General features: G+C 56.2%; 23 protein-coding genes and 1 tRNA gene. 16 read left to right on the forward strand and 8 right to left on the reverse strand.

Annotated features, from left to right (window positions below; all coding sequences use genetic code 11):
* From N9C89_RS12515 to N9C89_RS12525, 3 genes are read left to right on the forward strand one after another with little or no spacing between them, the layout of a single operon-like run.
* Positions 1-909: a 2-dehydro-3-deoxygalactonokinase gene (locus N9C89_RS12515; RefSeq protein ID WP_263954253.1), complete on the forward strand. Its 909-nt coding sequence runs from the start codon at positions 1-3 to the stop codon at positions 907-909.
* Positions 906-1,523, forward strand: a complete 618-nt coding sequence (locus N9C89_RS12520) for a 2-dehydro-3-deoxy-6-phosphogalactonate aldolase (RefSeq protein ID WP_263954254.1) — start codon at positions 906-908, stop codon at positions 1,521-1,523. Before N9C89_RS12515 ends, N9C89_RS12520 begins: the two co-directional genes overlap by 4 nt.
* Positions 1,520-2,395, forward strand: a complete 876-nt coding sequence (locus N9C89_RS12525; protein WP_263954255.1) for an SMP-30/gluconolactonase/LRE family protein — start codon at positions 1,520-1,522, stop codon at positions 2,393-2,395. Before N9C89_RS12520 ends, N9C89_RS12525 begins: the two co-directional genes overlap by 4 nt.
* A 67-nt stretch (positions 2,396-2,462) precedes the next feature.
* Here the strand turns inward: N9C89_RS12525 and N9C89_RS12530 are convergent, their stop codons facing one another.
* Both N9C89_RS12530 and N9C89_RS12535 read right to left on the reverse strand, forming a co-directional pair.
* The gene (locus tag N9C89_RS12530) at positions 2,463-5,000 is read right to left on the reverse strand and encodes an ABC transporter permease (protein ID WP_263954256.1); all 2,538 of its coding nucleotides are present in this window, start codon (positions 4,998-5,000) and stop codon (positions 2,463-2,465) included.
* Positions 4,997-5,686 carry an ABC transporter ATP-binding protein gene (locus tag N9C89_RS12535; protein ID WP_263954257.1) on the reverse strand — a complete coding sequence of 230 codons (690 nt, stop codon included), beginning with the start codon at positions 5,684-5,686 and terminating at the stop codon, positions 4,997-4,999. Before N9C89_RS12535 ends, N9C89_RS12530 begins: the two co-directional genes overlap by 4 nt.
* On the opposite strand from N9C89_RS12535, the gene N9C89_RS12540 reads away from it, so the two are divergent.
* The 3 genes from N9C89_RS12540 to N9C89_RS12550 all read left to right on the forward strand — a co-directional run bounded on the left by N9C89_RS12540 (position 5,676) and on the right by N9C89_RS12550 (position 8,495).
* A complete protein-coding gene (locus N9C89_RS12540; RefSeq protein ID WP_263954258.1) occupies positions 5,676-6,389 on the forward strand; it encodes an arylesterase in 714 nt (237 codons plus the stop codon). The two genes, N9C89_RS12535 and N9C89_RS12540, sit on opposite strands and share 11 nt — an antisense overlap.
* Positions 6,390-6,448: 59 nt before the next feature.
* Positions 6,449-7,732 (forward strand): 3-deoxy-D-manno-octulosonic acid transferase, encoded by a 1,284-nt coding sequence (locus N9C89_RS12545; RefSeq protein ID WP_263954259.1) that lies wholly within the window; start codon positions 6,449-6,451, stop codon positions 7,730-7,732.
* A gap of 61 nt (positions 7,733-7,793) precedes the next feature.
* Positions 7,794-8,495 carry a Crp/Fnr family transcriptional regulator gene (locus N9C89_RS12550; RefSeq protein ID WP_263954260.1) on the forward strand — a complete coding sequence of 234 codons (702 nt, stop codon included), beginning with the start codon at positions 7,794-7,796 and terminating at the stop codon, positions 8,493-8,495.
* Between the two features lie 51 nt (positions 8,496-8,546).
* Here the strand turns inward: N9C89_RS12550 and N9C89_RS12555 are convergent, their stop codons facing one another.
* The 3 genes from N9C89_RS12555 to N9C89_RS12565 all read right to left on the reverse strand — a co-directional run bounded on the left by N9C89_RS12555 (position 8,547) and on the right by N9C89_RS12565 (position 10,734).
* A complete protein-coding gene (locus N9C89_RS12555) occupies positions 8,547-9,683 on the reverse strand; it encodes an ABC transporter substrate-binding protein (protein ID WP_263954261.1) in 1,137 nt (378 codons plus the stop codon).
* A 24-nt stretch (positions 9,684-9,707) separates the two neighbouring features.
* Positions 9,708-9,944: an Lrp/AsnC ligand binding domain-containing protein gene (locus N9C89_RS12560; RefSeq protein ID WP_263954262.1), complete on the reverse strand. Its 237-nt coding sequence runs from the start codon at positions 9,942-9,944 to the stop codon at positions 9,708-9,710.
* Positions 9,945-10,080: 136 nt separating this feature from the next.
* Complete coding sequence (locus tag N9C89_RS12565; protein ID WP_263954263.1) at positions 10,081-10,734, reverse strand: 50S ribosomal protein L25/general stress protein Ctc; 654 nt, start codon at positions 10,732-10,734, stop codon at positions 10,081-10,083.
* Positions 10,735-10,888: 154 nt separating this feature from the next.
* On the opposite strand from N9C89_RS12565, the gene N9C89_RS12570 reads away from it, so the two are divergent.
* The gene (locus N9C89_RS12570; protein WP_263954264.1) at positions 10,889-12,040 is read left to right on the forward strand and encodes an MFS transporter; all 1,152 of its coding nucleotides are present in this window, start codon (positions 10,889-10,891) and stop codon (positions 12,038-12,040) included.
* Positions 12,041-12,042: 2 nt separating this feature from the next.
* On the opposite strand, the gene N9C89_RS12575 is transcribed toward N9C89_RS12570, so the two are convergent.
* Together N9C89_RS12575 and trpA are read right to left on the reverse strand one after the other, a co-directional pair.
* On the reverse strand, positions 12,043-13,206 hold the full coding sequence (locus tag N9C89_RS12575; RefSeq protein WP_263954265.1) for an alpha-hydroxy acid oxidase: 1,164 nt from the start codon (positions 13,204-13,206) through the stop codon (positions 12,043-12,045).
* A gap of 162 nt (positions 13,207-13,368) precedes the next feature.
* Positions 13,369-14,160 (reverse strand): tryptophan synthase subunit alpha, encoded by a 792-nt coding sequence (trpA, locus tag N9C89_RS12580; protein ID WP_263954266.1) that lies wholly within the window; start codon positions 14,158-14,160, stop codon positions 13,369-13,371.
* A 143-nt stretch (positions 14,161-14,303) separates the two neighbouring features.
* On the opposite strand from trpA, the gene ychF reads away from it, so the two are divergent.
* The 6 genes from ychF (at position 14,304) to N9C89_RS12610 (ending at position 20,675) form a co-directional block, all read left to right on the forward strand.
* The gene (gene ychF / locus N9C89_RS12585; protein ID WP_263954268.1) at positions 14,304-15,401 is read left to right on the forward strand and encodes a redox-regulated ATPase YchF; all 1,098 of its coding nucleotides are present in this window, start codon (positions 14,304-14,306) and stop codon (positions 15,399-15,401) included.
* A gap of 83 nt (positions 15,402-15,484) precedes the next feature.
* Positions 15,485-15,574: transfer RNA gene (locus N9C89_RS12590), tRNA-Ser, on the forward strand.
* 142 nt (positions 15,575-15,716) lie between these two features.
* Positions 15,717-17,069, forward strand: a complete 1,353-nt coding sequence (locus tag N9C89_RS12595; protein ID WP_263954269.1) for a DUF6538 domain-containing protein — start codon at positions 15,717-15,719, stop codon at positions 17,067-17,069.
* A gap of 395 nt (positions 17,070-17,464) precedes the next feature.
* A complete protein-coding gene (locus tag N9C89_RS12600; protein ID WP_263954271.1) occupies positions 17,465-17,677 on the forward strand; it encodes a hypothetical protein in 213 nt (70 codons plus the stop codon).
* Positions 17,674-19,791, forward strand: a complete 2,118-nt coding sequence (locus tag N9C89_RS12605) for a hypothetical protein (RefSeq protein WP_263954272.1) — start codon at positions 17,674-17,676, stop codon at positions 19,789-19,791. Before N9C89_RS12600 ends, N9C89_RS12605 begins: the two co-directional genes overlap by 4 nt.
* A 122-nt stretch (positions 19,792-19,913) precedes the next feature.
* Positions 19,914-20,675 carry a hypothetical protein gene (locus tag N9C89_RS12610; protein ID WP_263954273.1) on the forward strand — a complete coding sequence of 254 codons (762 nt, stop codon included), beginning with the start codon at positions 19,914-19,916 and terminating at the stop codon, positions 20,673-20,675.
* 88 nt (positions 20,676-20,763) lie between these two features.
* Here the strand turns inward: N9C89_RS12610 and N9C89_RS12615 are convergent, their stop codons facing one another.
* Positions 20,764-20,964, reverse strand: coding sequence for a hypothetical protein (locus N9C89_RS12615; RefSeq protein WP_263954274.1), 201 nt, complete (start codon positions 20,962-20,964; stop codon positions 20,764-20,766).
* Positions 20,965-21,064: 100 nt separating this feature from the next.
* Between N9C89_RS12615 and N9C89_RS12620 the strand changes: the two genes are divergently transcribed.
* From N9C89_RS12620 to N9C89_RS12630, 3 genes are all read left to right on the forward strand, one after another.
* Positions 21,065-21,634 (forward strand): hypothetical protein, encoded by a 570-nt coding sequence (locus N9C89_RS12620; protein WP_263954275.1) that lies wholly within the window; start codon positions 21,065-21,067, stop codon positions 21,632-21,634.
* 323 nt (positions 21,635-21,957) lie between these two features.
* Positions 21,958-22,911 (forward strand): GIY-YIG nuclease family protein, encoded by a 954-nt coding sequence (locus tag N9C89_RS12625; protein ID WP_263954277.1) that lies wholly within the window; start codon positions 21,958-21,960, stop codon positions 22,909-22,911.
* 147 nt (positions 22,912-23,058) lie between these two features.
* Positions 23,059-25,404, forward strand: coding sequence for an AAA family ATPase (locus tag N9C89_RS12630; RefSeq protein WP_263954278.1), 2,346 nt, complete (start codon positions 23,059-23,061; stop codon positions 25,402-25,404).
* Positions 25,405-25,689 lie beyond the last annotated feature (285 nt).

A 25,689-nucleotide genomic window follows, 5' to 3' on the forward strand; every position in this document is an offset into this window, starting at 1 on the left:
ATGACTTCTGAACAACCAGACTGGATCGCAGTTGATTGGGGCACATCGCACGTTCGCGCTTGGGCCATGACTAATGCAGGCAAAATCATAGCAGAGAACGGCTCTGCCAAAGGCATGGGATCGCTTGCAAAAGATGAGTTTGAACCCGCGCTTCTTGAATTGGTAGAACCGTGGCTTTCAGCGCAAACAACGGTTGTAGCCTGCGGCATGGTCGGCGCACGGCAAGGCTGGAAAGAAGCGCCTTATGCCGAGGTTCCCTGCCTTCCTTTTGATGGCAAAACGACGAAAGTCGAGACACATGATAGCAGATTGGACGTCCACCTGCTTTCGGGTTTAAGCCAGATGAAGCCCGCTGACGTTATGCGCGGCGAAGAAACCCAAATCGCTGGTTTCATCGCCGCAGAGCCAGATTTCGACGGCGTGGTCTGTTTACCTGGCACGCATACCAAATGGGCTCGGATATCCGCAAAGGAGGTCGTGAGTTTTCAGACCTTTATGTCGGGTGAACTCTTTGCTTGCCTAAGCAATCACTCCGTTTTGCGCCACTCGGTCGCGGGCAAGGCGTGGAACGACGAAACATTTGAAACCGCAATCAATGACGCTATCTCGCATCCTGAGAAACTCGCTGGCCGACTATTTTCCCTGCGCGCGGACTCTCTTTTGCACGATCTGGGAAATGCAGAAGCTCGCGCGCGCTTGTCGGGCCTGTTGATCGGCGCAGAAATCGCAGCAGCCCGCCCTTATTGGCTGGGCATGGATATCGCGATTATCGGGGCTGACACGCTGTCTGGCCTTTATTCTCGCGCATTGGAGCTACAAGGATGCGCGCCACGGTGTCCGGATGCCGAAAACCTTACGCTCGCTGGCTTGGCCGCCGCCTACCTTACCCTAAAGGAGACCTCTTCATGAGCCGTCCTATCATCGCCATCATCCGTGGCGTCAAACCCGACGAAGCAACCGACATAACAGCAGCACTCATCGAAGGCGGCATTGACCGTATCGAAGTGCCGCTGAACTCGCCCTCGCCGTTTGAGAGCATTAGCGCAATGGCAAAGAAGTTTGGCGACAAAGCTCTAATCGGCGCTGGAACTGTGCTCACTGTTGATGACGTAAACGCTGTTGCCGATGCTGGCGGTAAGCTCATCGTATCGCCGAACATGGATGTCGATGTAATTCGCGCATCCAAAGCGCGCGGCCTCCAGAGTTTCCCTGGTGTACTCACACCAACAGAATGTTTCGCCGCACTACAAGCTGGCTCTGATGGCCTTAAGATCTTCCCATCGTTCTTGCTTGGCAGCGCAGGATTGAAAGCCATCCGCGCCGTTCTCCCTGCCGAGACGCCGATTTATATGGTCGGTGGTTTTGGGCCCGCGAACTTTGCCGAGATGCTCGCTGCGGGCGCCCAAGGGTTCGGGATGGGTACAAAACTATATCAACCCGGCTATACCGCCGATGAAGTCTATAAACGCGCTGTCGAAACCGCCGAAGGGTACGACAAAGCGCTTGAGGAGGTAAGCAATTGACACACGCAACGCTTTTTGATGATCGTCAGTGCACGCTTGGCGAAGGGCCGCTTTGGCATCCAAAGCGCGAACAATTCTTCTGGTTCGACATTCTTGAAAAGAAGCTCTACTCCAAAGATGAGACTGGCCCGCTCGAGTGGGAGTTTGACGAATGCGTCTCTGCTGCTGGCTGGGTTGACCACTCCACTCTCCTAATCGCAAGCGAAACCTCGCTCTTCCTCTTTGATGTCGACAAAGGCGAAAAGGGTGAAACGCTCGCACAGATCGAAGCCGACAACGAAATAACACGATCCAACGATGGCCGCGCTGATCCGTTCGGTGGCTTTTGGATTGGCACGATGGGCTATGACGCAGAGCCGAATGCGGGCGCAATCTACCGCTACTACAAAGGCGAAGTGCGCTGTATCTTCCCAGAGATCACCATCACCAACGCGATCTGTTTCTCTCCGGACGGTAAGTTCGCCTATTTCTGCGACACCGCCGAAAAGGTTATCCGCCGCCAGAAGCTTAACCAAGAAAACGGCTGGCCAACGGGCCCAAGCGAAGTATGGCTCGATTTCACCAATGAAGATTTTGGCGCTGACGGCGCTGTCGTCGACTCTCGCGGTTGCCTTTGGAATGCACAATGGGGCGCGAACCGCGTTGCGTGCTACAGCCCTGAAGGCGTTTTGCTCGAAACCATCGCGGTTCCTGATGCGAGCCAGACCTCCTGCCCTGCATTCGGCGGGAAAGACCTGACAGACTTGTTGGTCACAACAGCTCGTGTCTTGCTGTCAGATGAAGCACTTGCAAAAGAGCCACTAGCGGGCTCGACCTTCATTTCGCTCAATGCCGGCAAAGGCCAAGCGGAGCACCAAGTTAAGCTTCCGTAGATAGCACCAAACGCGTTTCCATAGGCTCGAGGCAATCATTGCTTCGGGCCTTTTTAATTTCCGCGCCCTATTCTTTTGCGCGCAAGACCTGAGCGGGCCGCGCAGAAAGTGGCCGCCACGCAAAGAGCAGCCCTGCAAGAAGCGTGATCAGCGCACCACCAAAGACAATCCCGAGAGCAGATGGGATATCAAAATTAAAGTCGGTCTCCATTACGAACGTCATCACGGCCCAACCTGCAATGCCTCCCGCAAGAATTGCAACTCCGCCAGCAGCAGCGCCAAGAACAGCAGAACGCAGCGCAAAACTTGCCAAAACCGTTGCCCGAGAAGCGCCAAGAGTTCGTAGAACCGCAGCTTCAAACACGCGAGCGGACTCCCCTGCGGCGGCGGCACCGATCAAGACCACAAATCCTGTTATCAGCGTCGCAGCGGCACCGAGGGATGTGGCTGTCGCGATCGAGCCAAGCGCCTCTGACACACGATCAATGGCATCTCGAACACGAATGGCCGTTACATTCGGGAACTCTTTTGAAATCTCCCGAACCAATCCTGCCTCTGCGGATTCTTCGGCATAAACGGTTGCGATATGACTGTGGGGGGCGCCTGCGAGAGCAGACGGGTTGAAAATCATGATGAAGTTCATGCTTATGTCGGAGAAATCGACCGCGCGGAAACTGGCAATCTCGACCGTTAGATCGCGGCCAAGAATATTGACCGTCAGCGTATCTCCTAGCTTCAGCCCCATTTCTTCGCCTTCAACTTCAGAAAAGCTAACAAGGGGCGGCCCCGAATAGTTTTCCGGCCACCATTCTCCCTCAACAATTGCTGAGTTCTTTGGTGGGGCGTCCGCATAAGTCACCCCCCGATCTCCACGGAGCACCCAATGTTCACCGGCCACATCTCGCGCGGGTTGGCCATTAATTTTGGTGATAATACCGCGCAGCATCGGTGCGGTTTGAATGTTGTCTACGCCAGTCGTGTTAAGCGTTTGATCTCGGAAAGGGTCGATCTGGTCGGGTTGGATATCTACAAAGAAATAGCTCGGCGCGATCTCTGGAAGGCCGCGCGCGATGGCATCTCTCAGGTTCGCATCGATTTGGCCGACCGACGCCAAAATAGACAAACCAAGTCCGAGCGAAAGGACCACGGATGTCGCCGCACCGCCTGGTGCACCGATGGCGGAAAGCGCGAGCCGCAGCGCGCTTCTCCCATGAGCAAACCGCGCAGAATGACGGGCAAATACCCGCACTCCTGCAGCGCAAATCGCCAAAAGGACCAGCGCCCCGGTCACGCCAACAGCCGCCCAAATCGCTAGTTTCGGAACACCTGAAAAATATGCCGCCGCACCAATCAGAGCGGCAAGAATGCCTGCTGTGATGACGATATAAACGGGCCTCGGCCATCCACTCGGACCGCCAGAGACTTCACGGAACAAAGCAGCCGCACGAATTTTCTCGGACCGCGCCAATGGCCAGAGCGTGAACAGGCTTGCGGCCAAAACGCCATAGATCGCCGCCTCAGCAAGCGCACCCCAATGCACCTGTACAACCGCCGGAATTGGCAAGCGGGCTTCCAATATTGGTGCAACAGCAAGAGGCAGCACAGCGCCAAGAACTAGGCCGATGGCAACACCAATAACAGATAGTATCCCGATCTGAATGACATAGGCTCCGAAGATCACGCGCCGCTCAGCGCCGAGCGTTTTCAGGATGGCGATAACTTCTGTCTTTTTCTCAAGATAGGCGCGAACCGCAGCAGAGACCCCCACACCACCGACTGCAAGACCAGCGATCCCGACCAGCACAAGAAAGGCTCCGATCCGATCAACGAACCGCGAAATTCCCGGTGCGCCGTTTCGCATGTCGCGCCACCTTGCGCCGTTATCACCGAAAAGGTCGAGCGCCTCCTTCTTCAGGGCCTCAAGGTCAGAACCCTCTGGAAGTTTTAGTCGGTATTTCGTTTCAAAAAGCGTTCCCGGTGCAAGCAAACCGCTTTCGGAAAGGTCTTCTTTCAACACAATCGTACGCGGCCCTAGCCCAAATCCCATACCCGCGCTGTCTGGTTCTTTCTCAAGGATCGCACCGAGCCGAAACTCCTGAAGGCCAAGTGAAAACCTGTCTCCTAGCGCAAGCCCCAACCGATCGGCCAAAATTTGATCCATTGCCGCGCCAGGTGTTCCGTTTTCATCAGAAAAGGCGTCTGACAGTGTTCCAACGGACAAACCCACGTCTCCGTATAACGGATAGAGCCCATCAACCGCCTTTATCTGCGTCAAGCCACGCTCTGCGTCATCTCCACTACCTTTAACAGCCATGGAGCGGAAATCTGCAATTTCCGATACCGCAAGCGCCGTGTCTTCCATCCATTCACGCTCTGCATCATCTGCAAACCTGTAAGTAAAGGTCAGCTCCGCATCGCCACCTAAGATTGCTGCGCCCTCGTTTTCCAGTCCTTGTTGAAGTGCCTCGCGCACAGAGCCAACGGCCGCAATCGCGGCAACCCCAAGCGCAAGGCACAGGAGAAAGACCCTAAAACCTGCGATACCACCACGCAATTCGCGGCGAGCAATGCGGGCGGATTGCGTCAATTGGCTCCACAGTTTCACTGGGCAGCCTCGGCAAGTTCGGCCAAACGCCCATCAACCAATCGTACCACGCGATCACATTTCGCCGCCAAGGTGTTGGAATGTGTGACCATCACGAGCGTCGCGCCGTGCCGATCGCGCAGCCCCATCAGCAAGTCCATAATTGCGGCACCGTTCTCGCCATCAAGGTTTCCGGTTGGTTCATCCGCGAGTAAAATTTCTGGTCTCGGTGCGGCGGCGCGGGCAAGTGCAACGCGCTGTTGTTCCCCGCCAGAGAGCTGCGCCGGATAGTGACCAACACGCGCCCCAAGCCCAACCTGTTCCAATTCGGCACGCGCCTTGTCAAACGCATCTCGATCTCCGGCGAGTTCAAGCGGCGTGGCGACGTTTTCAAGCGCGGTCATTGTCGGAATAAGGTGGAAAGACTGAAACACGACGCCCATATGATGCCTGCGGAACCGCGCAAGGGCATCTTCATTCATGACTGAGAGGTCTTGGCCCAACGCAAGGACACGCCCCGAACTGGCCTGCTCAAGGCCACCCATGACCATAAGCAACGAGGACTTCCCCGAACCCGACGGCCCAACCAATGCCAAAGTCTCAGAACGGGTGACATCAAGAGAAATCCCCTTCAAAATATCCACTACTCCGACGTTCCCCGAAAGCGAGAGCGTTACATCAGAAAGCGAGAGTACCGTGTCGGCCATTAATCTTTTCCCTGTTCAAGGCGTATCAATTCTATATGGGGCGGCATTGTCGGCTCGCAACGTCTTATTCGGCATAACATTTTCGTTGGTTGCAACTGTACAATCAGTTTCAGCGCAAACCGTCACAATCGCCGTCCTCGGAGATAGCCTGACGCATGGATATGGCCTCCCCGCTGAAGAGGGGCTGGTATCCCAACTTCAGCGCGAGCTGGACGATGCAAACGCAGATGTGGTCCTTATCAATGCCGGTGTTTCCGGGGATACCACCGCAGGTGGACTTTCACGCATCGACTGGACAATGACGCCCGAAACCGACGCCATGATCGTGGCGCTTGGTGGCAATGATCTCATGCGCGGGATCGACCCGAAACAGAGCCGCGAGAACCTTCTTCAAATCATCGAACGGGTTCAGGCCAAAGGGTTACCGCTGCTTCTTGTCGGCATCGAGAGCAGCAACAACTTCGGCCCGGAGTTTAAGGCGGAATTTGACGCGATATATCCCGAACTCGCTCAGGAAACAGGCGTGCTGTTATATCCGGATATCTTCGCTGCGTTCCGAGATGAGTTAACCGACCCAGCTGCGCTCCGCAAATATATGCAAAGTGACGCGATCCACCCGAACAAAGACGGCGTTGCACTCATCGCCGAGGAACTTACGCCGAAAATCATCGAGCTTGCGGAACAGGTACGAACAGGCGAATAGATGTTTAATCCCGCCTGTCTTGGCGCTACATTCTGAAAACGCTGTAAGAGGAAGATCACGTGTTGTTGCGCCTATATCTCGGGTTTGCTGCGCTGAATGCGCCTCTCTGGCGCATGATCCTCCGCAAGCGGCTAAAAATGGGGAAAGAAGACCCCGCCCGCATGGCCGAGAAATTGGGCGATAACCTCGCTACGCGACCTGCTGGGCCTGTCGTCTGGGTTCATGGCGTAAGTGTCGGCGAAAGCTTGTCATTACTCACTCTCCTCAAAGAGCTCGGCGAAGCGCGGCCAGACGTTAGCTTTGTGCTGACAACGAACACACGAACCTCCGCGGATATGCTTGCCAAAATCGATCTGCCGCCGCGCGTCATCCATCAATATCAACCAGCAGATACTACTTCTGCGGTAAGAAAATTCTTGGCGCATTGGCAGCCTGATCTTGCCGTGTTCTCGGAATTGGATATGTGGCCCTGCCTACTCTGGGAAACGCATAAATCGAGCGTACCCATGTTCCTCATTAACGCGCGCATGAGTGATCGAAGCATGCACAAGCGCCGTTTTGGCCGTGGTCTATATCGCTCTTTGGTTTCGATGTTCGACATGATCTTTTGTCAAGAGGACGTCTCGCGCGCGAACTTTATTACTCTTGGTTCCGCACCGGAGAAAACAATCGTCACAGGTCCGCTGAAAGTAGCTTCCGAACCACTGCCGGACAACGAGCAGGAACGCCAGAAGCTGGGAGAGGCAATTGGCAACCGGCCATATTGGCTCGCAGCTTCAACACATCACAGCGAAGAAGATCGTATTTTTGAAGCCCATCAAATTGCGCGGAAAACCCTTCCGGATTTACTTCTGGTAATAGCGCCTCGTCATCCGAAAGACAGCGAACAAACCCGCGCAAAGTGCCTTGGTTATTTCTCCCGCATCGCGCGGCGAAGCAAGGGCGAAGCAATTCAGCCTGATACAGAAGTCTATATCGCCGACACGCTCGGCGAACTCGGGTTGTTCTTCCGCCTATCACCGGTAAGCTTCATCGGGCATTCGTTACCTTCTGTTGGCGCGCCATTGCCGGGGAAAAATCCTTATGAAGCGATCACGCTCGGCTCTGTGGTCATCCACGGGCCGGAGTACAGCGACTTCACCTATATTTACGACACGCTTCACGGAAACGGCGCAACGATCAAAATCGAAACAGAGCGAGAGTTGGCTTCAGCCGTGATCAACGCGCAGGACCCAACGTGGCGCGCGCCCTACCAATCCGCTGGTGAAATGGCAATGACGAACGCCAAGTCCGCCCTAACCGTCCCGCGTGATCATATTCTTTCTGCCTTGCCAGTTGCTTGATTGACCAGTATCTCAATTGCCCAACCTACAACGCGCGCTCCAACATCAAAGAAACAGCTCCATGCAAGAAGAACACCGTACAATCGCACGTGAATCACTTTTGCTTTCGAGCATCCCTGATGATCTGGCAAACGAGATTCTGAGCGAAACAAAGACCCGCCGCTTTAAGCACGGGCAAATGATTTTCTCGCATGGCGATGTTGCATCGAGCATTTTCGTTGTGATCGAAGGCTGGGTAAAGCTCTTCCGCGTCACGCCAAACGGTTCAGAGGCCGTTGTGGGCGTGTTTACGCAAGGAAGCAGCTTTGGTGAGGCCGTTGCGTTCAAAGGCGATCAATATCCGGTGAGCGCAGAGGCCGTGACGGATGCTGTTGTTGTTCAGGTGAGCGCCAGCAAGCTTCTAGAACTGATGCAAGCGCGGCCCGAGGTTTGCACTGCTATTTTGGCTGCGACCTTTGCGCATCTGCACGGGCTGGTTTCGCAAATTGAGCAACTCAAAGCCCAAACCGGCGCACAGCGGGTCGCCGAGTTTCTACTGACCCTTTGCCCGAAAGATCACATCGGGGAATGTTCGGTCACGCTTCCTTACGACAAGGCACTCATTGCGGGGCGCCTCGGAATGAAGCCCGAAAGCCTGTCTCGTGCCTTCGCAAAGCTTCGCGCCATCGGCGTCACCATTCAGCGGAACCATGCTGTTATTGCCGATACCGAAGACCTTGCTGAATATGCCGAACGCGACCCAGCAGAGGCTTGGAGCAAATAAAAAGGCCCCGCACTTGCGCGCGGAGCCTTTGGTAATTTCGTTTAAAGCGGCCTACATCTTACATTCAGCAGCATAAGCATCAGCGTGATCGCTTAGGCCGACACCGATGATCTTGTTTGTGAACACGTCGCCTTCCTGAACAACTTCTCGCACATAGATATCCTGAATCGGGTGGTGGTTTGGCCCGAAAGCAAAGTCACCACGTACCGAAGCAAAATCGGCTTCTTTCAAAGCAGCGCGGAACGCGTCCTGATCTGCTACATCGGCCTTGTCCGCAGCACTGATCAGAAGGTTTGCTGTATCAAACCCTTGGCTTGCATAGAGAGACGGCAGACGGCCGTACTCTTCTTGGAAACTTGCAACAAATGCCGCGTTTGCTTCGTTGTCAATATCTTTGCTCCACTGCGAAGTGTTGGTCACACCCAATGCCGCAGGGCCAACCGCTTGCAAAATCCCTTGGTCAAAGCTGAACGCAGGGCCGATTACAGGAATATCAACGCCGGAATCCGCGTACTGCTTGAGGAAGGAAATCCCCATACCACCAGGCAGGAAGAAATAGACGTTCTCGGCTCCGGAAGCGCGGATTTGCGCGATCTCTGCGGCGTAATCGGTTTGGCCAAGCTTGGTGTAAAGCTCGTCGGTGACATCACCTTCGAAGAACCGCTTGTAACCAGTAAGCGCGTCTTTGCCCGCAGGATAATTTGGCGCGAGAATAAAGCTGCTCTTGTAGCCTGCTTCATTCGCAGCAGCACCCGCAGCTTCATGCAGGTTGTCGTTCTGCCATGCCACGTTGAAATAGTTCTTGTGACAGCCCTTGCCAGCAAGCGCGGAAGGGCCCGCGTTGGGCGACAGATAGAATTTGTCCTGCGCAACGGCGCTCGGCACAACGGCCATAGCGAGGTTAGACCAAATGATGCCAGTCAGAACATCTACCTTCTCGGATTGGATCATCTTATCGGCAAGCTGAACAGCGACATCAGGTTTACGCTGGTCGTCCTCGATCACAACTTCCATGTCTGAGCCGGCCTGTTTAACCGCCAGCATGAACCCATCTCGCACATCAAGCCCGAGTCCAGCACCACCGCCGGAAAGTGTGGTAATCATCCCAACTTTAAGTGGCTCGGCATTTGCCGTTGCTCCAATTGCCAGCGCGCCCAGCGCGACGGCACAGTTCTTCAGAATCCCCATTGTAGTCTCCCTCGTTTGTTTTTCTTAGAATGCTTTGAAAGTCAGCGTCGTTAGCGAGCGCTCGATCCCCTCAATATTGAGGAGATTATCATTGATGAACTTACCCACGTCCTGCCCTTCTGGAATGTAGAGCTTCATCAGAAGGTCATAGTCCCCGCTCGTGGAATAAAGCTCGGAATGGATTTCGCGCAGCGTGATTTCATTTGCGACGGTATAGGTTGTTCCCGGCTTGCAGCGGATCTGAACAAATACGCAGGTCATATCGGCACCCCCAAGTTGTGCAATATCAGTGGTTCAGACCGCACTATGCGCAACGGTCAGAATTTTATCCACCCCCAAACGCAAAACGCGAGGCCAAGGCCCCGCGTTTCATAAATCATACAGTAGAAAGAGAAGATTACTCTTCTGTTGCTGCTGCTTCTTCTGTGGCTTCTGCCTCTTCGCCTTCTGTCTCCTCTTCTTCGTTGTCGGAAGAACGGAGGCTCGATGGAGCGGAGATGTTTGCAATAACGAAGTCACGGTCGATTGTCGGCTTCGCACCTTCTGGAAGCTTGATGTCGTTGATTGTGACAGTGTCACCAACTTCAAGACCAGTAAGATCAACTGTGATGCTTTCAGGAATATCGCCAGCAGTAACAGTCAGCTCGACTTCAGGACGAACCGCGTTCAGAACGCCGCCGTGCTTGAGGCCTGGGCACTCTTCTTCGTTGATGAATTCAACGTGGATAAAGAGCGCGATCTTGCTGGTACGCTTGAGGCGCATCAGGTCGAGGTGCGTTGGAAGGTCTTTCACTGTGTGACGCTGAACGTTCCGGCAGATAACGCGAACGTCCTCTTGGCCTTCAACTTTCAGGTTGAACAGTGTCGAAAGAAAGCGACCTTCTTTCAGCTTTTTGTAAAGTACGTTGTAAGGAACGTTGATGGGTTGCGGATCTTCGCCACCACCGTAAACGATACCTGGAACGAGTCCATCACGGCGTGCTTGACGAGCGGCCCCCTTGCCTGTCCCCGTACGAACCGTAACTTCTAGGTCTGGAATTTGGCCAGCCATATTGATTCTCCTAAGTTAGAGAGCCTTCCTCCAAGGGTGTAAGGCTCGATGAAGTCGCGCGTATATGTGAGAATCTCGCAATTGAAAAGTCTTTTTTGACGCTCGCTGTCTTTGGGACTTGCGTTGCCAATTTTTCCATGCGAACGCGATGCATATGAACTGGACCCATTCTCTCTATCTTTCCCGACATACCGCGCTTGGCTTTATGGCACAGGGTATCGTTTGGGGCAGCTTTGCCGCCTACGCCCCCGCGATCAAAGCTCAGATTGGCGCAACTGATGCAACCTTTGGAACTGTCCTGCTCTTCGGCGCCATTGGTGCAGTAACCGCCATGTGGCTTGCGCCAAGGTTTGATCGGGCGTCTGGAAGGTTTGGGCTTCCGATTGCTGCGCTCTTTCTGGCGTTGGCCTATCAGATTCCCGTACGCCTCGAATCTCCCCAAGCCTTTGCGGCAGCGCTTTTCTTCGTAGGTGCCGCGTCTGGGTTGCTTGATGTGGTCATGAACGCGCGACTTTCAAACATTGAGAACCGTAACAACACGTCTCTCATGAATCTCAACCACGGGCTTTTCTCTGTGGCTTATGCAACCGCGGCCATTAGCGCGGGATTGCTTCGGGATTCAGGAACCGGAATCTCGACGACCAGTTTGATTGCGTTCGCGGTCATAGGCACCTCTTGCCTGTTTATGAGTGAGCCGCGTGAAGATTTTGGCGTAGAAAACGTCAGTACCCCAACAGGAAAACCTGCGCTCGGCGGTGCCGTTTTCTGGGGCGGTCTGATTGTATTTGCTGCATTTCTTTCCGAAAACGCTGTCGAAGGGTGGTCCGCACTTCACATCGAACGCAGTCTTGGCGGCGGCGCGGCAGAGGGCGCGCTTGGCCCTGCGATGCTTGGCATCACCATGGCAATTGGCCGTCTCTCTGGGCAAGCGCTCGTTCAATGGTTCAGAGAAGCAACGGTCGTATTTTGGGCTTCGCTGCTGGCAGCATCCGGCGCACTCATTGCGGCCGCAGCCCCGACCCCGATGGTTGCTTATGTCGGCTTTGGCGCGTTGGGGCTAGGTGTTTCGGTGATCGGGCCAATGGTCTTTGCACTTGTTGGCCGACGTGTACCGGATGACATCCGCTCGCTTGCAATCTCGCGCGTTGCAGTCATCGGTTATCTTGGCTTCTTTGTCGGGCCGCCCGTTGTCGGCTTCCTTGCCGAACTCATTGGGCTACCCGCCTCATTTGTATTCGTGGCACTCGTTCTCGCGGCCGTGCCGGTGCTTCTTATGCTACTCCGGCGCGACCCGCGAATTGACTGAGGCTATTCCCACTCGCCGCCAAAGTTCTTCGGTACAAGCAGGATGTCGCGATCAACGTTGTTGATATCGCGGTGACCACAGAGCGCCATTGTGTAGTCCAGCTCTTTGTGGATCACTTCGAGCGACTTAGTCACACCCTCTTCGCCCATCGCACCAAGCCCATAGATATAGGCGCGACCGATGAAAGTGCCCTTTGCTCCCATAGCGATTGCTTTGAGAACGTCTTGACCAGAGCGGATACCACTATCCAGATGCACCTCAACCTTATCACCAACAGCGTCGAGAATTGCCGGAAGCATCCGGATCGAAGACAGCGCGCCGTCAAGCTGACGGCCTCCGTGATTTGACACAACGATCGCATCAGCACCCACTTCAAGCGCCATACGTGCGTCGTCCGCATCCAAAATACCCTTGAGGATCAGTTTGCCGCCCCATTCGTCCTTAAGACGTTTCACCCAATCCCAGTTCATACGCGGATCAAATTGCTCATCCGCCCAGCGTGACAGCGAACCGAGATTTTCCACACCTTTGGCATGGCCAACAATATTGCGGAACGTGCGGCGCTTTGTTCCCATCATCTCTAGGCCCCACTTCCAACGGCGCGACAAATCAAGCGCTGTTTGCGGTGTAAATTTGGGCGGCGCTGTGAGGCCGTTTTTCAGGTCTTTGTGTCGCTGTCCCAAGAGCTGCAGGTCGAGCGTCAACACAAGTGCTGAACAGTTTGCCGCTTTCGCTCGCGCGATAAGACCAGACACAAACTCCGCATCCCGCATCACATAGAGCTGGAACCAGAAAGGCGTGCTCGTTGCTTCGGCCACATCCTCAATCGAACAAATCGACATAGTAGATAGAGTGTATGGAACGCCGAATTTCTCTGCGGCACGGGCGGCTTTGATTTCGCCATCTGCGCGCTGCATCCCTGTCGAGCCGACTGGCGCAAGAGCCACCGGCATTGCAACATCCTGCCCAATCATCTGGGTCTTGGTCGTACGGCCTTCCATATTGACCGCAACGCGCTGCCGCAGACGGATTTTCTCGAAATCACTGGTGTTCTCGCGGAATGTCTGCTCGGTCCAGCTTCCGCTTTCACAATAGTCATAGAACATTTTAGGCGAGTGCCGTTTGTGCAGGCGCTTCAGATCATCGATGCAGGTAATAACGGGCATTTCAGGGCACTTTCGTCAATATTGGTAACTTTCGTTTACCAATATCGCCATTTCCGTGCAATGCAACATGAATCTGTACCGAAGAGCGAACAGGCGCGTTTCAGCAAACAAAAAAGGCGGCCCCAACCGGAACCGCCCTCAAATTCTACAGTTTGAAAGTTATCAGGCGCGGTGCGCGCCCTCCGCCAACTTGGCCACAAACTCAAGAACGTCATCCGCAGATTTACCCGCGCCGATTTGGCCAACAATCGCAGAACCAACGACACACCCATCTGCTGTCTTGGCAATATTCTCGGCCTTCTCTGGTGTGTTGATACCGAAACCAACGATCACAGGAAGTTCGGTTTGCGATTTAATCCGCGCCACTTCCGGCCCCACGTCACCCGCCTCTGCTTCGGCGGCACCCGTCGTTCCGGTAACCGAAACATAGTAAACAAATCCGGAGGTATTCTGGAGCACTTTGGGAAGGCGCTTATCATCGGTTGTTGGTGTTGCCAGACGAATAAAATTCATCCCTGCGTTTTGCGCGGGAATACAAAGCTCTGTATCCTCTTCTGGCGGAAGGTCGACAACAATCATCCCGTCTATACCAGCTGCCTTAGCGTCCTCAAGAAACGCATCCACGCCACGGCTATAGATCGGGTTATAATACCCCATCAGTACAATCGGCGTTGTTGTATCTGTCTTGCGAAACTCCGCAGCCAACTCAAGCGTTTTCGCCAGTGTCATACCGCCATCCAACGCGCGCTGTCCTGCAAGTTGAATTGTAGAGCCATCCGCCATCGGATCGGTAAATGGCAGCCCAAGCTCGATCACGTCGACGCCTGCCTTTGGCAAGCCCTTAACGATCTCAAGCGACGTTTCGTAATCTGGGTCACCCGCCATAACATAGGCCACAAACGCCTTTTTATTCGCCGCACGCAGCTCTGAAAACTTGGCATCAATTCTTGTCATGGTCATTCCTTCGCGCGGGCCATAGTGCGGCACAGTATTTTCCAAGCGTTTTGCGCGAAAACAGGCCGGAAATCAATGCCCCGCTTGACCTTGCCCCCTCTGCGCCACTACATGCGTCCAATCAACTGCCACCGGAGAGTTTCATGGGTTTCAAAATGGGTATCGTCGGTTTGCCGAATGTAGGCAAATCCACTCTGTTCAACGCACTTACCAAAACCGCTGCTGCACAGGCCGCAAACTTTCCGTTCTGCACCATTGAACCGAACGTTGGTGAAGTCGCTGTACCGGACGCGCGCCTCGACAAGCTCGCGGCAATTGCTGGCTCTAAACAGATCATCCCCACGCGCATGACATTCGTCGACATTGCGGGCCTCGTAAAGGGTGCAAGCAAGGGCGAAGGGCTCGGCAACCAGTTCCTTGCCAACATCCGCGAATGCGATGCGATTGCCCATGTTCTTCGCTGCTTCGAAGATGGAGACATAACGCACGTTGACGGCCGCGTTGACCCCGTTGAGGACGCAGAAACCATCGAGACCGAACTCATGCTTGCCGATATGGAAAGCATCGAGAAACGCCTTCAGGGCCTATCGCGCAAAGTTCGCGGCGGCGACAAAGAGGCCGTTCAGCAGGAAAGACTGCTCAAAGCTGCCCTCGAAGCGCTCGAGAACGGTAAGCCTGCGCGCACAGTTGAAGTTGACGAAGAAGACGCTCGCGCATGGTCGCTCCTTCAACTACTGACCTCTAAGCCGATCCTCTTTGTCTGCAATGTCGAAGAATCCGCAGCAGCAGAAGGTAATGCCCTTTCCGCCAAAGTCGCTGAAATGGCTGATGCCCAGGGCGCCGCGCACGTGATCATTTCCGCTGCGATCGAAGAAGAAATCAGCCAACTCGAGGACGAAGAAGCCGAAATGTTCCTCTCCGAAATGGGCCTCGACGAAGCTGGCCTGGATCGCCTCATTCGCGCTGGCTACACTCTTCTTGATCTCAAGACCTACTTCACAGTCGGCCCCAAAGAAGCCCGCGCATGGACTTTCCCTGCCGGTGCCCTTGCTCCGAAAGCCGCAGGAGTAATCCACGGCGACTTTGAAAAGGGCTTCATCCGAGCCGAAACAATCGCCTATGAAGATTATGTCGAACTCGGCGGCGAGGCCGGTGCAAAAGAAGCAGGCAAGATGCGAGCAGAAGGAAAATCCTACGCCGTAAAGGACGGCGATGTGATGCATTTCCTCTTCAATACCTGACATCCCCAACAAGCGCAAAAAAATGCCCGCAAACGCGTTTTTGCGCTTGTTTCCCCCTATGCGCCGCTGATAGACGGGTCAGCGGAGACGTGGCCGAGTGGTCGAAGGCGCTCCCCTGCTAAGGGAGTAGGCGGGAAACCGTCTCGAGGGTTCGAATCCCTTCGTCTCCGCCACCAGATCGATGGCATTCTGAAAATTATTCAATCAAATCAACTAAACACACCAGCCCCACAAACAAAGGCGCCCTAACCTCCTTGATCTGCTACCCTTTTTGCGCCACATTTTGCACCACATTGAGGCAAAGGTGAGTGGCATATGGTCAATCTGGTTCGGCGTGGAACGACATGGTATTTGAAGCGACGGGTTCCTGTTCAGTTTGCCAAGATCGAGCCCCGCAAGATCATCTGGATCAGCCTCAAAACAGATTCTCAATCCCTTGCCCGCATCAGAGCGAATACGATTTGGGCTGAACAGGTAGCGCTGTGGGAGGCAAAGCTTCTGGGACGTGATGGTTCCGAAGTGGAAAAGTATCGCGCCGCCCAACAGATCGCTTCTGCGCATGGCTTTACGTTTCAACATCTCTCAGAACTGCAAACCGCACCGCTGGAGGATATTCTTGAGCGCGTTGAAGAGTTGGCAGCCACCAGTGGAACGCCGGACAAAGAGCTTGCAACCGCTCTCTTAGGCAATGTTACGGCTCCAACGCTTAAGCTCTCCGGTTTGGTGGACCACGTTCAGGACCTCAACGCACACGACAATCGCTTCAAAAGCCCCGAACAAATGCGGCTTTGGCTAAACCCTCGTAAGCGAGCTGTTGGTAATCTTATCAAGGCTCTGGGAAAAGATTGCGATGTTATTGCTGTTGGCACCCCCGAAGCGCGCCGTCATCGAAAATGGTGGCAGGCGAAGATCGAACGAGAGGGGCAGTCGGTCAAAACAGCGAACAAAGATTTTCATTACCTTTCCGGGATGCTCGCGCGATTTTACGATGACCTTGATCATGAAGATCCTCCCAGGCCCTATGCCGGTGTTGCCATTCGTGATCGCCATGCAAGCAGCAGCCGTAAGGCAGAAGTGCCGGTTGAGTGGATTACCGAGAAGTGGTTTGCGCCTGGCGCATTCAATGGGTTGAACGCCGAAGCACGGGATATCTTGCTTATGTCGATTGAGACGGGATGCCGACAAAGCGAGATCTATAACCTTCCGGCCTCCGCCCTGAAGCTGGATCACCCAATCCCCCATATCGAGGTTGTTAATGAGGCCTCAGACGATCCGGACAACCGCCGCGAAGTCAAAAACCAATCCTCGCAACGGCAAATTCCATTGGTTGGCGTTGCGCTTGAGGCCGCGAAGCGTCATGCGGAGGGCTTCCCACGCTATCGCAACAAGAGCAGCTATAGCGCGACGGTTAACAAATTCTTACGCGAGAGTAAGCTGCTTCCCGAAGGCGTCACCATCGGTGGTCTGCGTCACAGTTGGGAGAGCCGGATGAAGAAAGCGGGCTATGATACAGACGACCGCGGCGAACTCATGGGCCACTCGCTGAAGGGGCGACGTGGGCGCGAAGTCTACGGTGACAGCATGCCCCTCGCAGAGCGGCAGGAGATTGCACTGTCGGTTATGCTGGACGTACCGGAGCATCTGATGGGGACAGCGGAAAACGGATAGCCATGGCCTTCTGCTTCCAAGGCACTCCTCAACAAGCTCACCGGGTTTGGCGAACGAACCGCAGATATTCCTACCCCGCGGTCCGGCAAAATGTTGATAGAAAGCGGGCTGTTGCGAAGCACCAGTTCTCACCCACTCCTCATTTGCAGTAAACCTGATATGCAAGATTACCGAACTGGGTCAGTTGGGACGAGGAGAGCGCCTTTAGTTTCGCGTTGCGAAAATAGCTTTTCGTTGCGGCGATCTCACACATACTTTGGCTAAATTACAGAAAACTTGTTGTTGATCTGCCGACCGACATCACACCCTCAATTGATGCCAGCCCCATCCCATTTCACCCCATTCAAAAAAAGTCGGTCCGCGAAAAAACCTGTGGATAACCCTTGGAAGCAGCCTTGGGTTCGCGGCACTCGGTCATTCTCATATCGAAACTCGATCAGCTTCTCGCGCAGCAGCTTGAGATTGCGCAGGCCATCGATGCCGCCGGCGATAATCTCGACTGTACAATGTGTCTGGCCCAGCTTGAGCGGCTGGAGCAGATGTTTACCTCCCTCCTCCCGGACTATGACCCGCGCACCGCCGTGGCCTGTGAGGATAGCCCCTTATGATGATCGGCTGGTCCAGGCATATGGAGGCACCGGAACCGCGCATCCCGATTGATTATGCGCTGGCGCCTTCGGTGCTCAAACCCGGCGTTGGGAATGTGGCGCGCACCCCGGCTCCCGAGCTGCTGCACGGGCGTCCACAACTGCTGTTATCAACGCTGCATGCAATCACAACCCAAACCAAAATCCGCACGATGGTCTTATCGTTCCATGAGCATGATATCGATCAGGAGGCCTTTAACCGCGGCGACCCTGCGCTCCGACAGAAAGTGGCGCGGGTGCTGTTTGCGGTCGACGCTTTTGCCCATGCGGGGATTCCGCAGCACGCGCGTCTGCCATTTATGGTGACGACGCACACCCATGCAAAGAGGTTCGAGCTGAATGTGCTTTGGCCGCGCTGCGTGATGGGAGGCCATGGGCGTCCATTAAACATCAACCAGCACTCCCTCTCGGAAGGCACTAAGGCCCATTGGAACAGTCTAGAGGATTTCCTGAACCACCACTTCGGCTTTGCAGATCCTCGTGATCCAGAGCGCAAACTCGGGCTTACCGGCCCGGACAAGCTCGAGAAGGAAGTGATCGAGGCCACACGTGCAGGCATCACGTTTGGCCCTGACAGGCCCAGAGAGATGGTGGTGCAGGCACTGCAGAAGCTGCGCCATGCAAAAACCCCTCTGCAAGACATGCTGAACCGCATAGGAGAGATACTGAGGACACTGGGCTGGGGTCCCCAAGACATACCGTCGTCCAAACCAGACAAGGACGCCCTACTGCTTGGCGCGCCGGGCGCGCCGCGCCGCGATGGCGTTGTGGTGACCGGCTTGATCATGGACGGTCCCGGAGATGAGGCGAAGCTGCAGCGGGCTTTGCGGAACCGCCAAGCCTATTTAGACGGGGCCGCACCCCGCCTTGTCTCCAACTGGCAACGACGCGTGAGCTATAACCACCGCTACTTCGGCAAAGGGAATTGGCCAGCGCCGCGGTCGGCCGAAGAGATCGTTGCGATGATCGGCTCTGCGACGAACAACACCGCGGCGCTGCCGATCCCGCGCGTTCACCCTGACTTTAAGCCACGCCCTGCCCTGAACATATCTGCGACGGTGTCCCGTGCGTCCGCCCTACGTGGGGCCGACGTGCTTCTGGCGCGGCTTCACCGGATTTTGGACCATATCAATGCCCGGCGGCAGCAGTTGCTGTTTGACAGGTTCTGCGCAGCCCTCACACCACAGCTTACGAACATCGCCACTCAACTGGAGTCTCGCCATGACCGAAGAACCCATCTCACCACATCCCTCTCAGCCCAATCAGCACAGTCAGGCCAGTCAACCCAAGGTCGCGACCTCCGCTCCGGACACAGCCGAGCGGCTGGATTATCTGATCAATCTTCTCGAGCAGTTGCTGAACGCGCGGGACGCCTCACCTCTGAACGACAACATCGCTCAGGCACTCCAGCTTCTGACCCGGATCGCTACGGAACTGGAGAAACCGGCGGATTACTCGGAGTTGAGCAAGCAGATCGACGAGAAGTTCGCGACACTGGGGCACCAGCTCAACGAACAAGCGCAACAGATAAAGAAGCTGAACGAGCATCTCGACGCGCAGAAGAAAGAGATGAAGGCGCAAACACAGATTCTGCAACAGCTGCAGAACTGGCTCACGGTCCCGGTGCGTTCAGACCCGACAAATACAGCCGCGGCGAAAGACTAAAGGCCGCTCACGCCGCACTGCAGCAGATCTTTCCGGGGGAGCTATTCCGCATGCGCTTCTGGCATATATCGCAGGTCGGCGAAGTTCTTGCGATCCGGCTCGCCGGCGGTGTCATCGTTCTCACGACAGCGGAATTACTCCATGCCAAAACGCAAATCCCCTCCCGTAAGTTGGCCGCGCTCGGTGCCGAACTCGGTCTTTCCTATTTGCCACCACGGGGACAAAGGGTAAGGCCGAGGCCGGAACCAAAACCTGACCAAAAACCTGCGCCGCAACCAGAGCCGAGCCCGGTGCCTCCCCCAGAACCTGAGCCGGCCCCCGAAGCGCCGGAGGATGAAGATACCACCGAGGAAACCTACGGCATCGACATTCCTGACGCTCCCGACGATCCCTCGCCGGATTTTTTCTAGAGCCGAACACGCCTAAAAGACTCTGTTAACAGAGTCTTTGGAAGGGCAAAAGTTGTGGCCCTGCGCTGCCGGACCACAACAAACCATTGAAAGAAAGATATAGATTTAGAGGAAGATATAAGATGACGCAGGCAGAACACACAGAAGCCGTTGCGACAGAGCGCCAAACCTCAAAGCACCAGCCTACCGCAGATCAAGTGGAATTATTCTTGCACAAACTGTCGTGCCTGTCCCAGCGGCGCAAGGTGTGGGAATCCACCGCGCGCGATGAGCTCTACGCGATCCTAACCGACTGCTTCAAGTTCTATCAGGTTGTTCAAAGAAAACCCGCGTTGATCGCGCAGGTCAGAGCGTTTTTGCAGACCGAGAACCTGCCGATGCGCAAAGACAGCAGCCCTGCGGTTCTGATCGTTCGGGCCGTGTTTGGAGATTGCGGCCCAAAGGCCTTCACCTATGCGAAGCTTCTTGAGTTGGCCTATCAGGAAAATCCCGATGAAACCGATTTAAGGGCCTTCATCAAAAGGAACGGTGGCCTTGATGCCATTCGCCGAGCCAATGTCAAAGGCATTACATCGGGCTCGGATGATGCGGCGGCGTTCCGCAAGATGGTGGCGTCCCTGCCTCACGACCCTGAACGCCCCTCCGGCATCCAGATTACGGATGAGGTCGCGACCAGCGAAGAAGGTCTGACGCTCTTGCTGGTACAGCGCGACGACAGTGGCGAGGACCGCATTGTTTATGCCACAGGTGAACGCAAAGCGCTCACACCGTTTTTGAAGAAGGCGGTGCAAGCAGCGGGAGGTGCTGAGGGTATGGCGGATGATGCGGAGGGTGCAACGCTGGCGCAGGTTTCCATGCCTGCCACAGGACAGACGCAAGCGTAGCGTCACGCAGGCACGACAGCCACGCGCTGCGGCATCAAAGACAGTTTTGACGAGGTGGAAGGCGCCATCTATATGGCCCCGCCTCTCTTCAGCCGTCTTTCTTCTCCACGCTATGCGCTTGTAAGCCAAGTTCAATCAGACGCCGGATGGCCTCGTTCTCTGAATTAATACGCTCGGAGAACCGGTAGTCCGCGATCCGTTCAGCCTGTTCTTCGGTTAGGTTTACGAGCTTCTTGATATGATAAACTGTATTTTTTGCCATAAATAGCAAATAAGACATATGCAGCATGTTGACAATATGCTCGCAGCAAAATATATTAAGACGAGCTGAGACGGTGTTGGCGCACCCTCCCAGCCCTAACCAAAGCAATCTCGGATCGGAGATCACGATGACTAAGAAATCACTTAACACGCAGGCTTGCGTGACAAAAGAGCCGAACACGGCATTCATGGCAGCTTTATTGACCCGCGCTTCGGCACCCGGTTCACACAAGACCTCCCCCACAACAGACACGCTTCCCTCAGGCGCAAAGCACTTTGCTGCGCTGGTTGATGCGGTGCAAGAAGCACTGCTGATCGAGGAAGACCTGCTCAACCCTCTGAGCTGGGATCCCGCTACAGACGGGTTTTATGCCGACGCTACCGCGCAGTGGCAGCACTGTCTCGATCTATCACAGGTCTATGATGCGCTTTATCGCGCTTTGGGGCCGGTAAACCCGCTCTGGACGTTGGGCATGTATCTGCACAAGATCCTCAAAACCGAGGCCGTGGATGAGATGCGCTATTATCAGGCGCGGCTCCAGAGCTGCTGTGCACAGATGACTGCGGCAGGCACTCTGGCGGACGCCCAAGCGGATCCTGCACTTGCCGCGCTCAGCAGCACTGTGCTGCCGCGCGCCGAGGGGCTCGTAAACCGTCTGGTTGAACTGGCCGAGGCTGAAGAGATGCTTCTCGCATAACACGCAGCTCCTGGTTTTGGGTTGGCTCTCTTAGGCCGCCCACCTCCCGGCTTTCCTCAGAACCTATCGCAACACGTTCGGCATAGGGGCCGCTTCAAAAGAGAGGTCCCTTTCGGGCGCCTCGACGTCCTTGAACGGTTCACGCTGTTCAGGCGGCGGCGCTCCGCACTCTGCTCAGATATCTCTGCGCGCCTCGTGTTGCACCACATTCCCCTTGCATGCGCTGCACGCTGCGGGGCTGTCCAGCGATGCCGTTGGCCAGCCTGCAACCCTCTCCGCATGTCCAACTCAATTCGCATGTCCAACTCAAAATGGAGCTTCTTATGAGCATCACAACGTCACCATCAGCAACACTCTCCTCAACACCGCCAGCAACACCGCCAGCAACACTGTCTACACCGGGTATCCCCCAAGCCATCCATGCCCGTTGGCAGGAGGCCGCCAAGGCCAAAGGCTTTGACATTCTCGCGCGGGTCAAAGACCGCTTTCATCTCTCTATCCGCTGTACAGCCTGTCATCGGGCCCATGACACACGGATCAATGTGGTGCGTGATCACCAGCCGCTTTGCCCTCACTGTATCGAAGACCGTTGGCGCGCAGATGCAAAGGCCGTTGGGCTGGTCTGGGAGGGGCGCGACCCGGAGGATCCACTTGCCGCCTTCTATACCGCCCCCTGCGGTCATCGCCTCCGTCGCCAGTTCGAGCTGATCAAGCGCGTCAAAGCCGGAACCTGCTCCTATCGCTGCGAGATCTGCCACAAGGCCAAGGAGGAAGCCGAAGCGGAGGCACGGGGCTGGACGCTCCTCGGGCCGGATCCGGAGGGGAATCCGAACTATCGCCTTTATGAACACAAAGACTGTGGTCATCAGCAGCGTATCGCCCGCGCCAATATGCAATCAGGGCGCTTTACCTGCGCCAGTTGCGACGCGGGTTGGGCTTCAGAGCCAAGCTTTATCTATGCCATGCGCTTCGTGCTTCCTGACGGGACCCGCCTTGCCAAGCTCGGCTTCTCCCGTGATCCGCAGTCGCGTCTTACCTATCAGCTCAAGCGCAGCCCCGATCTCGTGGCCAGCGTACTTCTCACCGTGCCCTTTGCCACGGGCCATGACGCGCTCTGTCAGGAAAAGGCACTGCATACCGCACTGAAGGCCCGTCATCCAGACGCCGTGGTGCCCGCTGCCACCTATGCGCCTTGGATCAACGTGCGCTCCGAGATCTATAACGGGGCGCTGGAACCAGAGATCCTCAAGGTGCTGACCGCGCTTTTGCCAAGCTAGGCGGCAGGGTTTCCAGGGCGGCGCGTTGCTGGGTCACCGCACACGCTGCCCAGTTACCCCCCCCCTCGCGCCCAAACCCAATCTGCCCTCTTCCCTCTTCTCACGTCACCACGCTCCTGCCCCAAAACATCTGCAAAGGACATTTCCATGACCGTTTTATCCTCACCCTCTGCTGCATCCGCCACTGCCGCTTCCAAGTCTACTCAGGCGTCACCAGCGCGCGCCTCCGCAGCTGCAGTCTCCCCGTCACACGCCACCACCACCTCCTCTGCCTCGCCCAACGCGCTCATGCGCCGGCGTCCGGAGTGGTGGAGCTTTGCCCAAGAGGTCATCACCCGTTTGCGCAAGGCGCAAATGGAGAAGTTAAAGCTGCAAGCGGCCGAGCGGGCCGAGGCACAGGCAGCGCTGCAAGCCCATGCGCAGCGCAAGCCGTCCACTCCGCGGCCCAGCTTTGGCGCAACCTACCAGCCCCCTCTGCACCAGAGCCCATTCCTTCAGGCGCTTTTGGAGCACGCAGGGCCAACCCAGAACCTGCCCGAGGTTACAGAGGCCATTCGTGCCGAGGGTGGCGATCCCTATGCCACCGATACAGAGGGCCGCGCCATGCCCGCGCCCGCCCTGCCCCATCGGGAGTTGCTCATGGCGCTGCGGCTTGCTGTAAGCTTTGGCAGCAGCGCGTGCATTACCCGCGCCCTCGCCCCCGGTTCCCTCACTCTCATTCTGGGGCATGAAGGCGGGCGCTTGGTGGAAAAACTCATGTCCAACATCCTTCTGCCGGATGGCTGGGACAGCTGTGGGCCGATCCCCACAGCCTTTGAACCGCGACGGCTTTATATCCCCGACACCATGTCGCCGAAGGATCTGAAGCACATCCTCGCCACCCGCACCCCGATCCTGTGCTTTGCCGAGACCGAGGAGGAATTGCCTCCGCTCCTGCAAGACACAGCACCGCAACAAGCGCGTCTCTCCCTTGCGCCCGTCACCCAAGACCTGCTGCTCGCCGTCCTGCGGGCAAGCCACAGCGCCACAGGGCGGGTCGACGAGGCTGCGGTCTGCAAAGCGCTACCGGATGAGGTGGTCCTCGCTGAGATGAACGAGGTCGAGCTTCTCTTTGCTCTCCGTGCGCCGACAGCTCTTGAGGCGGCCGAGAGTCTGGCGATGCTGGCGGAGAGAAAGCGCGCAACACCTGGTCCGACCCCTGACCCGACAGCTTTGATGGGCACCACCACCGCTCATCAGGCCGCGCGACGGATCATGTCTGACCTCAAGCTCTGGACCGCGCGCCAGCAGGAGAGCTCCAAGCAAGCTCCTATTCCATGGGGAGAGCTCACCCGCTCCCTGCTCATCCACGGTGCCCCAGGCACCGGCAAGTCCTATATGGCGCGGCAAATGGCGCGTTATGCGGGCGCGACCCTTGTTGAAGCCAGCTTTGCCACATGGCAGAGCGCAGGACATCTTGGCCAGATGCTCAATGCGATGCGCGCCAGTTTTGATGAGGCGCTCAAAGCCTCCCCTGCGGTGCTGTTCATCGACGAGATCGACGCCGTCGGGTCCCGCTTCGGCAGCGATCACAACGGCAAATCCTATCGGGTGCAGGTGATCAACGGCTTTCTGGAGCAGGTCGACCGTTTGGCCCGCCACGAGGGGGTTATTCTGGTGGGCGCTTGTAACCGCGTGGAGTCGCTTGATCCAGCGATCCAGCGCCCCGGTCGGTTTGACGAGATCATCGAGATGCCCCTGCCCGATCTGCACGACATCACCGCCATGCTGCGCGGTGCTCTTGGGCAGAGCTGCGATAAGGCTACAGTCACCTCACCCGCAATCACGTCTCTCGCTCACTCTTGCGTTGGCCGCACGCCGGCTGTGATCGATGCGGCCCTGCGCGCGGCAAAGTCCGAGGCGCGCCTAAACAGCTGTGCGCTTGATCTACCCACGCTGGAGAAGCATCTCGGGGCCACGCAAGAAGACCCCGCTCGTCTGCGGCGCATCGCGCTCCATGAGGCGGGGCATGCGCTGGTCAGCGCCCTGCTCACCGGACAGCTCCCCCAGCGTATTGTGATCGCGGCCGACAGCGGCTTTGTCGAGGAAGCTCGTGCCACGCCGCCCAGCACGCGCCAGGAGTTCGAGGACCGCGTTGCGATCCTGCTGGCCGGTCGCGCAGCCGAGCACCTGATGCTTGGGGAGGTCTCGAGCGGATCGGGCGGCGGGACCAAGAGCGATCTCGCCCGCGCCACCCTGCTCCTCACGCAGATGAGCCGCGAGCTCGGCCTCGGTCTCCACGGCCCTCTCTGGCTCGGCCCCATCGTCCCGCAGAGCCTCAGCGACAAAGAGCACAACGACATCACCGCCAAGCTCACACGTCAGCAAGACCGCGCTCGTGATTTGCTTGCGCCTCGGAAAGGGCAGATCGAGAGGCTGGCGGACGTGCTTGTTGCTGAGCGGGAAGTTAAGCGCGAGAGACTGGTGGGGTTGTTTAAGGATATGGAAGTCTAGGTGTCGCTATAAAAAGCAAGCACGCGGGCGGCGAAAAAGCCCGCTGCTTGGGGCTTTATGAGAATTCCAGAGGCTCGCATGGCACAGGTTTGCGAAATAAAATAACGCAAATACAAAGTATTACATAAAATATTCCCTGTGGATAACGTCGCTTTTTTGCTGAAATACGATTCCGCCCGCTTTATATTGAACACATCAACTCCGAAAGACTTCGGTCAACCCCCAAACCCTAGACGCGCAAGGCCTCCCCCTGCGCGAACCATGGAGCACGGCCTAAATTGCAGA

This window comes from Halocynthiibacter sp. SDUM655004 (genome assembly GCF_026015885.1).
GTDB lineage: Bacteria > Pseudomonadota > Alphaproteobacteria > Rhodobacterales > Rhodobacteraceae > Falsihalocynthiibacter > Falsihalocynthiibacter halioticoli.